General features: G+C 65.0%; 13 protein-coding genes. 9 read left to right on the top strand and 4 right to left on the bottom strand.

From position 1 onward, the window contains the following. The first annotated feature begins 89 nt into the window (after positions 1-89). A complete protein-coding gene (locus OJJ21_RS05040; RefSeq protein ID WP_297683774.1) occupies positions 90-1,541 on the top strand; it encodes a PLP-dependent aminotransferase family protein in 1,452 nt (483 codons plus the stop codon). A 6-nt stretch (positions 1,542-1,547) separates the two neighbouring features. On the opposite strand, the gene thiD is transcribed toward OJJ21_RS05040, so the two are convergent. From thiD to folP, 3 genes are all read right to left on the bottom strand, one after another. Continuing rightward, positions 1,548-2,372 (bottom strand): bifunctional hydroxymethylpyrimidine kinase/phosphomethylpyrimidine kinase, encoded by an 825-nt coding sequence (gene thiD, locus OJJ21_RS05035; protein ID WP_297683772.1) that lies wholly within the window; start codon positions 2,370-2,372, stop codon positions 1,548-1,550. Then, entirely contained in the window at positions 2,369-3,718 is a 1,350-nt protein-coding gene (glmM, locus tag OJJ21_RS05030) for a phosphoglucosamine mutase (RefSeq protein ID WP_297683776.1), read from the bottom strand. Before glmM ends, thiD begins: the two co-directional genes overlap by 4 nt. 107 nt (positions 3,719-3,825) lie before the next feature. After that, on the bottom strand, positions 3,826-4,728 hold the full coding sequence (folP, locus tag OJJ21_RS05025; RefSeq protein ID WP_297683770.1) for a dihydropteroate synthase: 903 nt from the start codon (positions 4,726-4,728) through the stop codon (positions 3,826-3,828). A 417-nt stretch (positions 4,729-5,145) separates the two neighbouring features. Here folP and OJJ21_RS05020 point away from each other — a divergent pair, with 417 nt between their 5' ends. The 8 genes from OJJ21_RS05020 (at position 5,146) to OJJ21_RS04985 (ending at position 10,089) form a co-directional block, all read left to right on the top strand. Next, positions 5,146-5,535 carry a type II toxin-antitoxin system RelE/ParE family toxin gene (locus OJJ21_RS05020; RefSeq protein WP_297683768.1) on the top strand — a complete coding sequence of 130 codons (390 nt, stop codon included), beginning with the start codon at positions 5,146-5,148 and terminating at the stop codon, positions 5,533-5,535. Beyond that, complete coding sequence (locus OJJ21_RS05015) at positions 5,532-5,828, top strand: XRE family transcriptional regulator (protein ID WP_297683766.1); 297 nt, start codon at positions 5,532-5,534, stop codon at positions 5,826-5,828. Before OJJ21_RS05020 ends, OJJ21_RS05015 begins: the two co-directional genes overlap by 4 nt. A gap of 16 nt (positions 5,829-5,844) precedes the next feature. Next, the gene (locus OJJ21_RS05010; RefSeq protein WP_297683765.1) at positions 5,845-6,459 is read left to right on the top strand and encodes a LysE family translocator; all 615 of its coding nucleotides are present in this window, start codon (positions 5,845-5,847) and stop codon (positions 6,457-6,459) included. A gap of 3 nt (positions 6,460-6,462) precedes the next feature. Then, positions 6,463-7,872 (top strand): serine hydrolase domain-containing protein, encoded by a 1,410-nt coding sequence (locus OJJ21_RS05005; RefSeq protein ID WP_297683763.1) that lies wholly within the window; start codon positions 6,463-6,465, stop codon positions 7,870-7,872. 62 nt (positions 7,873-7,934) lie between these two features. After that, positions 7,935-8,210 (top strand): type II toxin-antitoxin system mRNA interferase toxin, RelE/StbE family, encoded by a 276-nt coding sequence (locus tag OJJ21_RS05000; protein ID WP_297683761.1) that lies wholly within the window; start codon positions 7,935-7,937, stop codon positions 8,208-8,210. Between the two features lie 21 nt (positions 8,211-8,231). Then, the gene (locus OJJ21_RS04995; RefSeq protein ID WP_297683759.1) at positions 8,232-8,528 is read left to right on the top strand and encodes a HigA family addiction module antitoxin; all 297 of its coding nucleotides are present in this window, start codon (positions 8,232-8,234) and stop codon (positions 8,526-8,528) included. 59 nt (positions 8,529-8,587) lie between these two features. After that, positions 8,588-9,391 carry a hypothetical protein gene (locus OJJ21_RS04990; protein WP_297683757.1) on the top strand — a complete coding sequence of 268 codons (804 nt, stop codon included), beginning with the start codon at positions 8,588-8,590 and terminating at the stop codon, positions 9,389-9,391. A 17-nt stretch (positions 9,392-9,408) separates the two neighbouring features. Next, the gene (locus OJJ21_RS04985) at positions 9,409-10,089 is read left to right on the top strand and encodes a type 1 glutamine amidotransferase (protein ID WP_297683755.1); all 681 of its coding nucleotides are present in this window, start codon (positions 9,409-9,411) and stop codon (positions 10,087-10,089) included. A 508-nt stretch (positions 10,090-10,597) separates the two neighbouring features. Here OJJ21_RS04985 and OJJ21_RS04980 read toward each other — a convergent pair. Continuing rightward, the coding region (locus tag OJJ21_RS04980; protein WP_297683753.1) for an AAA family ATPase at positions 10,598-11,718 on the bottom strand (1,121 nt) is incomplete at its 5' end.

The raw sequence follows: 11,718 nt of genomic DNA, 5'->3' as shown, positions 1-11,718 counted from the left end.
GATACAATTACTCATAACACCCCTCCAATTTTGGATGAATTCTAGGAATGAACCCGGTCAATCCGGGCAATTGAATAATTGATTGACTCATGAATGGGGTCAATGACAATATTGTCACCATGACAATGTGGACCCCAAATCTCGAAGCATTCCCCGGCCCGCGCTATCAGGCGCTCGCCATGGCGATTGAGACCGCGATCCAGACCGGTGAATTGCCGGTCGGCGCCAAGCTGCCGCCGCAACGCAATCTCGCCTGGAAGCTCGGCGTCACCGTCGGCACGGTCAGCCGCGGCTACATGCTGGCGGAACAGAAGGGCCTGCTGTCGGGTGAGGTCGGGCGCGGCACCTTCGTCAAGCCGACGGACGGTTTCGCCGGCCCGTCGCTGCGCAGCGAGATTCTCGCCCCGGCGCAGGAGATCGCCCGCCTCTCCACGCCGGGCGTGATCGAACTGTCGCGCAACGAACCGAGCCTGGTCGATTACGACGACATCATGCGCACCTCGCTGCAGCGCCTTGCCATGCGTGGCGGATTGCAGAACCTGCTCGGCTACAGCCGCACGCTGGGCGATCCCGCCCATCGCGCCGCGGCGGCGCAATGGATCGCGCGCACTGGCCTGTCGGTGACGCCGGAGCAGGTGATTGCCACCGCCGGCGCCCAGCAGGCGCTGGCCATCGTGATGACCGCGATGACCATGCCGAACGAGGTCATGCTGGTCGAAGCGCTGACCTATGGCGGGGTGCATGAGAATGCGCAGCAGCGGCCGATCCGCCTCGAAGCCGTGGCGATGGACGATGAAGGCATGCGTCCCGATGCGCTGGCCGAAGCCGCACGCCGCACCGGCAGCCGGCTGGTGCTGATCCAGCCCACCATTCACAATCCGACGACCGTGATGATGACGGCCGAACGCCGCGCCGCCATCGTGGCGGTGGCGCGCAAGCACGACCTCACCATCATCGAGGACGATGTCTACGGCTTCCTGATCCGGGAACGGCCGCTGCCGCTGGCGTCGCTCGCGCCGGAGCGCACCATCTACATCACCAGCGCCTCGAAATGCATGGCGCCGGGCCTGCGCGTCGGCTGGATCGCCGCGCCGCCGGTGCTGATCGAGCGCTTCGCCGATACGCTGCATGCCATGGCGGTGAACAATCCCCGGCTGAACCAGGAAATCGTGCGGCAGTGGATTGAGGACGGCACCGCCGCCATGCTGGTCGAGCGCCTGCGCGAGGAAGCCGCGATCCGCAATGCCATGGCCATCGAGGCCTTCGACGGCCTGACCATGCGCAGCCATCCGGCCAGCCTGCATTGCTATCTCGAACTGCCCAATCCGTGGCGGCCGAACGAATTCACCAACCAGGCGCTGGGCCAGGGCGTGCGCATCGCCAGCTGCACGTCCTTCCTGCTCGATAACCGGCCCAATCCGCCGCCCTGGGTGCGCATCTCGCTGGCGCCCTCGCCCGACCGCAACGAGGTGGCCGACGGGCTGCGCCGCCTGCGCGGCCTGATCGAGCGCGGCCCGGAAGCGCGCCACGCCATCGTTTAAAGACGTCTAGCGCCTCTGCACGGTATGCGCATGGTTGAGCGGGCCGTGGCCCTGGCCGAAGCCGGGTGCGGTCTCGATCGCCTTGCGCACGTAAGCTCTCGCCTGCGCCACCGCCTCGCGCAGGGGCAGGCCGAAAGCGAGCCCGGTGGCAATCGCCGAGGCCAGCGTGCAGCCGGTGCCATGCGTGGAGGTGGTGTGCAGCCGCGTGTCGGTGAAACGCTGCGCGCCGCGTGCATCCTGCAGCAGGTCGACCAACACATCGCCCGGCAGATGCCCGCCCTTGAGCAGCACCGCCTGCGGCCCGAGCCGCAGCAGCCGTTCGCAGGCCGCCGGCATGTCGGCCTCGCCGGCAACGGTGAGGCCCGACAGCACTTCGGCCTCGGGCAGGTTCGGCGTGATCAGCGCCGCGCGCGGAATGAGTTTTGTACGCAGGGCTTCGGCGGCCGAAGGCTGCAGCAGCGACGCCCCGCCTTTCGCCACCATCACCGGATCGACCACCAGCGGCACGCCCGGCGCATATCGGTCCAGCGCATCGACCACGGCTTCGATGATATCGGCGCGGTGCAGCATGCCGGTCTTGATCGCGTCGGCGCCGATATCCTGCAGCACGACGCGCAGCTGCAATGCAATGAACGAAGCCGGCACGTCATGGATGGCATGCACCGTGCGGGTATCCTGCGCGGTGAGCGCGGTGATCGCGGTGGCGGCATATCCGCCAAGGGCGGTGACGGTCTTGATATCGGCCTGGATGCCGGCGCCGCCGCCGGAATCGGAACCGGCGATGATCAGGACGCGGCCACGGTATTTCGTGGCCGAAGACTCAGGCTTCATGCCGCCTGTTCCAGCGCGGTGATGATGTCGTCGACCACGCGCTGCACCAGCAGCTCGTCCTCGCCTTCCGCCATCACGCGGATCAGCGGCTCGGTGCCGCTCGGGCGGATCACGATGCGGCCGCCCTTGCCGAGCGTCTTTTCCGCGGCGTCGATGGCCTGCTGCACCTTCGGCGTTTCCAGCGGCCGGCCGCCGGCATGGCGGACGTTGCGCAGCAGCTGCGGATAGGGCGAAAAGCGGCGGCAGAAGGCGCTGGCCTTTTCGCCGGACTCGCACAGCGCCGCCAGCACCTGCAAAGCGGCGACCAGGCCGTCGCCGGTGGTGGCGAAATCCGACAGGATGATATGGCCCGACTGTTCGCCGCCGAGATTGTAGCCCTGGCCGCGCATCGCCTCGAGCACGTAGCGGTCGCCGACCTTGGTGCGCACCAGATCGATACCGAGGCCGTTCACGAAACGCTCGAGCCCGAGATTGGACATCACGGTGGCGACCAGGCCGCCCCTGGCGAGCCGGCCCTGGCGCAGCCAGCTTTCGGCGATCACCGCCATCAGCTGGTCGCCGTCGATCACCGCGCCGCGTTCGTCCACCATCACCAGGCGGTCGGCATCGCCATCCAGCGCGATGCCGAGATGCGCGCCATGGGCGACCACGGCTTCCTGCAGGGCGCGCGGATGCGTCGAGCCGCAGTCGCGGTTGATGTTGAAGCCATCGGGTTTGACGCCGATCGGAATCACCTCGGCTTCGAGTTCCCACAGCACGGCGGGCGCCACCTTGTAGGCGGCGCCGTTGGCGCAGTCGACCACCACTTTCAGCCCGGCGAGCGCGCGGCCTTTCGGCAGCGTCGCCTTGGCGAATTCGACATAGCGGCCATCGGCGTCGTCGAGCCGGCGCGCGCGGCCGAGCTTGTCGGCAGCGGCCAGCGCCGGCGCGGCATCGCCGAGGATCATCGCCTCGATCTCGCTTTCGGCGGCATCCGACAGCTTGTAGCCGTCGGGGCCGAACAATTTGATGCCGTTGTCGTGGAAAGGATTGTGCGAGGCGGAGATCATCACGCCGAGATCGCAGCGCAGCGCGCGTGTCAGCATCGCCACGGCGGGCGTCGGCATCGGGCCGACCTGGAACACATCCATGCCGACGGCGGTGAAGCCGGCGACCAGCGCCGGTTCGAGCATGTAGCCCGAGAGCCGCGTATCCTTGCCGATCAGCACGCGATGGCGATGATCGCCGCGCGTGAAATAGGCGCCGGCGGCCATGCCGACGCGCAGCGCGGTGGCGGCCGTCATCGGCTCGGTATTGGCCAGACCGCGGATGCCGTCGGTGCCGAAGAATTTGCGGGTCATGCGAATCGGTCCCGTTAACGTGTGCTGGCGCGGGACTATGCCACAGAACTGTCGCCGGCGGCAGAGTCCGCGTGCACAATCGTGCTGTTACGCCTTGTTACAAAGGCCCGGATTCACTGGGTTTTGCCGGCATCCGCCGGATCGGAGATTTCACGCCAGACGGCGAGCGCCTGCACGGTTTCGGCCACATCATGCACGCGCAGGATTTTCGCGCCGTGCTGCGCGGACCACAGCGCCGCCGCCAGCGAACCCGGCAGACGCCGGGCCGCCTCCGGCTCGCGCGCAATAGCGCCGATGAAGCTCTTGCGCGACACGCCGACCAGCAGCGGATAGCCGAGCGCGCCCAGGGCATCGAGCCGGCGCAGCAGGCTGAGGTTATGCGCCACCGTCTTGCCGAAGCCGATGCCGGGATCGAGCAGGATGCGGTGGCGCGGGATGCCGGCGGCGCGGCAGGCGGCGATGCGCGCGGCGAGATGGTCGCGCACCTCGCGCACCACATCCTCATACTGCGGCGCCTGCTGCATGCTGCCGGGTTCGCCCTGCATATGCATCAGCACCACCGGCAGGCGGCTGCGGACGGCCGCTTCCAGGCTGCCCTCGCCCCGCAGCGCGGAAATGTCGTTGATGAGATGGGCGCCCGAGACGGCGACGGCGCGCATGGTGGCGGCATTGCGCGTATCGACCGAGATCGGCACCTGCGGCGCCTCGCGTTTCAGCGCCTCGATCACCGGCAGCAGCCGCTGGATTTCCTGCTGGAACGGCACCGGCGCGGCGCCCGGCCGCGTCGATTCCGCGCCGAGATCGACGAGATCGGCGCCGGCCTCGACCTGCGCCCTGGCCCGGGCGATGGCCGCCGCCGCGTCGCCCTTCAGCCCGTCGCCGGAAAAGCTGTCGTCGGTGACATTGACGATGCCCATGACCAGCGGGCGGCTCTGCGCCAGCAGCGCGGCCAGCGGCGACGGCGGGTCAGGCGGCTTCACGGCGCTGCGGAGGGCTTCGCTGGAACTGGCGGGCATGCGCGGAGGTTCGTTTCGCTTCGTTGGCGTTCGTTGGTGTTCGTTTCGGCTCGTTCGGGTTCGTTTTAGCTCGTTCCGGTTCGTTTCGGTTCGTTTTAACCCGCCGGCGTTCGTTTGGCTTCCCCGCTTGCAGGGTCAGCGCCGGAATTCGTCCGATACCGGAGCATTTCCTCGGCTGTCCAGTCAGGTCCGCTGGATGCCGACTCAGGTCCATTCAGTGCTGAGTGAGGCCCATTCGATACCGAATGAGGTCGACTGAGGTCCATTCGCTGCCGAGTCAGGCCCCCGTCGGAACAAAGTTAACCAATTTCTCCACCTATGCGGGAAACGACTTTACATTGGCCCATGATGTTCTTATCATGTTCTCTTCCTGAATGCAAGTTTCCGGACTCTTTCATACAAAATTTTGTATAATCCATGAACGCAGCCCGCAGTCGCGCCATCGTCTTCATCGCCACCAGTCTGGCCGATCTGAAGGATTTCCCGGCGGTGGCACGGCAGCAGGCTGGATACCAGCTGGACCGCGTGCAGGCCGGTCGCGATCCGGATGACTGGAAACCGATGCCGTCGATTGGCGCGGGCGTGCGGGAAATCCGTATTCGCGACGCCAGCGGCGCATTCAGGGTGATCTATACCGCGACCTTCGCGGAGGCGGTTTACTTGCTGCACTGTTTTCGCAAGACGACACAGAAAACGGCCAGGGCCGATATCGAGCTGGCGGCACACCGCTACCGGGCCATTGCCCGGGACAGCAGAACCAGGGACAGCAGAACCAGGGACAGCAGAACCAGGGACAGCAGAGCATGACCGCACAATCCGAAAAGGGCACCGGATATGACAGCGTGTGGGATGCCATCGCCGCCACGCCCGGAGAGGCCGAGAATATGAAGATCAGATCGCGGCTGATGATGGCCCTGCGCGAGCATATCGAACAGCTGGACCTGACGCAGGCCCAGGCGGCGAAGCTGCTGGGCGTGACCCAGCCGCGCATCTCCGACCTGATGCGGGGGCGCATCGACCTCTTTGCCATCGACACGCTGGTGAATATGCTCGGTGCCGCCGGGCTGCAGGTGGACCTGCGGATCGGCAAGGCCGCCTGACGCCCGGAGAAAACCCATGACCCCCGATTTCCTGCTGATCGCGCTGATCGTCGTCGCCACGCCGGGCACCGGCATGATCTACACGGTTGCTGCCGGATTGACCCGGGGCGGCCGGGCCAGCCTCGTCGCCGCGTTTGGCTGCACGCTCGGCATCCTGCCGCATATGATCGCCGCGATCACCGGCCTGGCGGCGCTGCTGCATGCCAGCGCGCTGTTGTTCGATGCGGTGAAATATGCCGGCGTGGCCTACCTGCTGTGGATGGCGTGGCAGACCTGGCATGACCGCGGTTCCTTGAGCCTGACCGGCAGGGGGCCGCAGAAGACGTCGTTCCTGCAGGTGACGATTGAGGCGGTTGTGATCAACCTGCTCAATCCGAAACTCTCGATCTTCTTCTTCGCCTTCCTGCCGCAGTTCATCAGCCATGACGAACCCGCCGTGCTGGCGCGCATGCTGGAAATGAGCGGCGTGTTCATGGCGATGACGCTCGTGGTGTTCGCGCTCTATGGCCTGTTCGCCGCGTCTGTGCGCGACCATGTGCTGAGCCGGCCGCGCGTGATGCAGTGGATGCGGCGGTGCTTTGCCGCCGCCTTCGTGGCGCTGGGGGCGAAACTGGCGCTGACGGAGCGGTGAGCCATGAAGCCTGACTGGCTGAAACCGGCGCTGGATTACATCCCGCGGTGGATGGAGTTCCAGATGGAGGCCTGGCAGCGGCCGGGCTGCGTCATCGCCATCGCCCGACATGGCAGGATTATCTTCGAACAGGCCTTCGGGGTCGCCAGCCTGAAGACCGGCGAAAAGCTGACGCCGCGCCATCGCTTCCGCGTCGCCTCGCATTCCAAGAGCTACACCGCCGCCGGCATCCTGAAGCTGCGCGAACAGGGCCGGCTGAAACTGGACGACAGCATCGGACAGCATCTGCCCGGCAGGCTGCACAAGGCGACCGCGCGCGTGACGCTGCAGCAGCTGCTGAGCCACAGTGCCGGCCTGCGCCGCGACGGCAGGGACAGCGGCTATTTCGCCGATACGCGGCCGTTCCCCACGGCCGAGGAAGTGCTGCGCGACCTGGAGGGCGCGCCGCTGATCGAACCCAATACGCGGTTCAAATATTCCAATCTCGGCTATGCCCTGCTCGGCCTGGTGATCGAACAGATCACCGGCCAGCGCTACGCCGACTGGATGACGGCGGAAATCCTGCGTCCGCTCGGCCTGGATGAAACGCTGCCCGACATGCCGGCGCGCCGCAGCGCGAAACGGGGCGGCGCGCTGCCGAAGCCCGGCCTGATGCACGGCCATAGCGGGAGGCTGCTGCTCGGCCGCCGCGTGGTGATCCCCTGCGACCAGCCGCTGCATGCATTGGCGCCGGTCGGCGGCTTCGTCGCCACGGCCAGCGACCTGGCGCTGTTCTACAACCACCTCTCGCCGGATGCGAAACGCAGCGTGATTTCCATCGACAGCCGGCGCGAGCTGATGCGCAAGCAGTGGAGCGTGCCGCATTCCAGCATGGGTGGCGAATACGGGCTTGGCACCATCATCGGCCGCTTCAACGGCTGGGAGTGGTTCGGCCATACCGGCGGGCTGCAGGGCTTCATTTCGCGCGCCATCTGCGTGCCGAGCCAGGGACTCAGCATCGCCGTGCTGTGCAATTCGCTCGACGGGCTGAACGGTCCCTGGGTCGACGGCATCCTGCAGATTCTGCAGACCTTCGCCCAGCGCGGCGCGGCGCGCGGCCGGACGGATGGCTGGAGTGGCCGCTGGTGGGGCCTGTGGGGCGCCTGCGACCTGGTGCCGATGGGCGACCGCGTGCTGGTGGCCGGGCCGGGCTTCATGATGCCGTTCTCCGATGCCAGCGAGATCGCGGTGACCGGGCGCAATACCGGACGGATCGTGCTGGCCAACGGCTATGGCAGCCATGGCGAGAGCGTGGAGCTGAAACGCGATGCGCGCGGCAAGGTGACGGAAGTCTCCTTCGCCGGCGGCAAGATGACGTCGCGGGCAAAAATGGCGGCGGAGATTTCGAAAAGATATGAGGGGAAGAAGCGGTGACGGCGACTGTCGCGGCGTCAAGCATACCTTGACATACGCTGCGTCAAGCATTACTTTACGCGATGCTGAAGCGCATCCGGCATAAGGGATTGGCCGCCCTGCATCTGAGCGGCGCCGCCAAGGGTGTGCCGGCGGCGCTGGCGGAGAAGATCGAACTGATCCTCGATCGCCTCGATGTCGCCGCCGGGCCGCAGGATTTCGGCTTCGGCTACAAGCTGCACCCGCTGAAGGGCAGTCTGAAAGGCTACTGGGCGGTGCATGTCAGCGCCAACTGGCGCATCGTCTTCCGCTTCGAGGGCGAAGACGTCACCGATGTCGATCTGGTCGATTACCACTAGGAACCATCACTGGGGCGAGACATGAAGCGAACCCGCAAACCCACCCATCCCGGCAAGTCGGTCAAGGTGTTCTGCATCGAGGCGCATGAGCTGGAAATCCAGCAGGCGGCCAAGCTGCTCGGTATCAGCCGGCAGCAGCTTTCCGCCGTGATCAACGGCCATGCCCGCATCACCGCCGAGATCGCCTTCCGGCTGGCGAAAGTGTTCGGCGGCAGCGCCGAGGTCTGGCTGCGGCAGCAGAATGCCTACGATCTGTGGGACCTGGAGAACGGCACCAAGCCGATCAGGACAAAACCGCTGCCGCAGAAGGCGGCGTGAGGATGCGCGGGGTGAGGCTCGTGGCGCGGTGCGCGAAGCTGGCGCTGACGGAGGGGTGAGTGACAGACCTTGGAGGCAAGAAAAATCAGGAGGACCTATTAAGCCGAATAAGCGAGCAATCAGCGCGTTGCGTCGTCCCAATCTTTCGCAACGTTAAAAATGGCAAGCCTGAAGCTTGCGGTACTGGTTTTCTGGTTTCCAAAGATGATGACGTTTTCTTAATTACCGCCGGTCACGTCATCTCAGACCTTGAAGATAATCACGACCTATTCTTTTACATAAACAACAGCACCGTTCGACATCTGGTCGGATCATACCGAAAAACACTCTCATTCGATCGCAACCATAAAAACGATCGTATGGATACAGGCGTTCTTAAATTGGACGGTTTCAATGCTGTCCTCAATGGAACATCTATGAAGTCACCGCTTCCATTTTACCTGCTGCTGCCTGCCGCAACTCCCAGGGCGGCAAAACACTACCTAGTTACTGGCTTTCCAAGCTCAAAGAGCCGTTATCACTTTCCAAGTCGGTCCTTCGTATCGAAGCCGTATGCGTTCTATTGCATAAGCACCAACTCTCCTTACGTCGAGTTAGGACTTAGGGAGAACCTCCATATTGCACTTAGCTTTGACGAGAAGGATATACATGCAGGAGATTTTGGTTCTTCCGTCAATCCGCCTAGTCTTAAAGGAATGAGCGGTTCACCCGTTTGGTTACTGTTTGACGAAGTCGGATCTAACCCGAGCGAAACGCACGTTACGGGAGTATTTATTGAGCATTGGAGAGACAAACGACTACTCATCGCTGCTGATATATGTGTCGCTATTGACATAATTCAAAAAGAGTTCGCTGCCAGTTAAAGGGCTCAACCTCATCCATGAAAATCGGTATCATTGAATGCGGGCTGGTGCCCGAGCCGCTGCGTGAGGGCTATCACAGCTATCCCGAGATGTTCCGCCAGCAGCTCGCCCCCCTGCTGCCCTCGGCGCGGTTCGAGACGATCTCCGTGGTGCGCGGCGAACCCTTAAGCGATCCGGCCGCCTGCGACGCCTGGCTGATTCCAGGCTCGCGCCATGGCGTCTATGACGACCTGCCCTGGATGGCCGGGCTGAAAGATTTCATCCGCGAGGCGGCAAAGCTGCAGCGCCCGATGGTGGGCGTGTGTTTCGGCCACCAGATCATCGCCGAGGCGCTGGGCGGCAGGGTGGAGAAAGCCGCCATCGGATTTCGCATCGGCATGGAACGGTATGACACCCGCCTCGGCGGCGCGGCGCCGCGCACAGTGGCGATGCCGGCCTTCCATCAGGACCAGGTGGTGGTGCAGCCGCCCGATACCGAGGTGGTGGCGAGCAGCGCGGCCTGCGCCTTTGCGGCGCTGCGCTATACGGAGGCACCGGTGCTGACGGTGCAGTTCCACCCCGAATTCAGCCGGGCCTATCTGGCCGACCTGATCGCCTGCCTGTCGCAGCAGGCTGCGGCGCCGGGGCTGCCGCCGCAGCCGGCGGCGACGGACGATAGCGGCATGCGCTGGATTGCGGATTTTCTGGCCGCGCGATAGGCGCGCGGCGCGTCCCTCCATCGACGTCTTTACTCATCCTGCCTGAGATCCCCGGGTCGTGAAGCATGCCGCCGGGCCGTGCCTTGCACGGACCCGGTGGCCCGGGGATGACGTGTCTGGGCGTTCACAAAAAACCGTCACCCTCGGATTTAGTCCGAGGGTCCATTTGTGCGTTCCGATGCGCGGATGGTGGGGATGGACCCCGGATCAAGTCCGGGGTGACGGTTTATGAGAGAGCGGCCAATCATCCAAAGACCGTCACCCTCGGACTTGTTCCGAGGGCCCATCTGCCCAAACCAACCTGCGCTAGCCGATGCGCGGAGGATCGGGATGGACCCCAGGGACAAGCCCTGGGGTGACGAGCTGTGCGAGAGAGTGCGACTGGCAAAAGAAAAACGCCCGGACTTTTCAGCCGGGCGTTTTCGTGTTCATCGGCATGAGGTCCTCGGCCGGTAAACTCTTCTTGGGCCCGAGGACGATGTGCGTGGGTCGCTTACGCGCCCGGTCGTTATGCGCCCGGCATGGGCTCCGGTTCGAGGCCGCCGCCGGCCGGCTTGCTGCCGCCGCGCGAGGTCGGCACCGCCGAGCGCGGGCCGGCATCGCTGCCGCCCGGGGTCGGCGTGCGGTCGTCGGCGCGCACGATCTTCTCGCCGCGCAGCAGCGCCCGCACCTCGTCGCCCGACAGCGTCTCGTATTCCAGCAGCGCCAGGCTGACGGTGTCGAGATCGGAGCGGTGCTCGGTCAGGATGCGGCGGGCATTGCTCTCGGCATCGTCGATGATGCGGCGGATTTCCTCGTCGATCAGGCGCGCGGTGGCATCCGACACGTTCTTCCGTTGCGTCACCGAATGGCCGAGGAACACCTCTTCCTCGTTATCGGAATAGCGCAGGCGGCCGAGCTTGTCGCTCATGCCCCATTCGGTGACCATGCGGCGCGCCAGGCCGGTGGCCTGCTGGATGTCGTTGGAGGCGCCGGTGGTGATGTTTTCCTTGCCGAAGACCAGTTCCTCGGCCATGCGGCCGCCGAACATCATCGCCAGTTTGGATTCGAGTTCGAGCTGCGAGATCGACAGGCGATCCTTCTCGGGCAGCGACATGGTGACGCCCAGCGCGCGGCCGCGCGGGATGATGGTCACCTTGTGCAGCGGATCGCATTTCGGCAGGAACAGGCCGACCAGCGCATGGCCCGCCTCGTGATAGGCGGTGAGGCGCTTTTCCTCTTCGCCCATCACCATCGAGCGGCGCTCGGCGCCCATCATCACCTTGTCCTTGGCATGTTCGAAATCCGACATGGTGACGACGCGCTTGTTGCGGCGCGCCGCCAGCAGGGCGGCCTCGTTCACCAGATTCGCCAGATCGGCGCCGGAGAAACCAGGCGTGCCGCGGGCGATGATCTTGGGATCGACATCCGGACCCAGCGGCACCTTGCGCATATGGACGCGCAGGATGTGCTCGCGGCCGATGATGTCGGGGTTCGGCACCACGATCTGGCGGTCGAAGCGGCCCGGACGCAGCAGCGCGGGATCGAGCACGTCGGGGCGGTTGGTGGCGGCGATCAGGATGACGCCCTCGGTGGCCTCGAAACCGTCCATCTCGACCAGCAGCTGGTTCAGCGTCTGCTCGCGTTCGT

Source organism: Ferrovibrio sp., from assembly GCF_025869515.1.
GTDB lineage: Bacteria > Pseudomonadota > Alphaproteobacteria > Ferrovibrionales > Ferrovibrionaceae > Ferrovibrio.
Note: the sequence above shows the minus strand (reverse complement) of the source record. Positions and strands in the feature narration are given on the sequence as shown.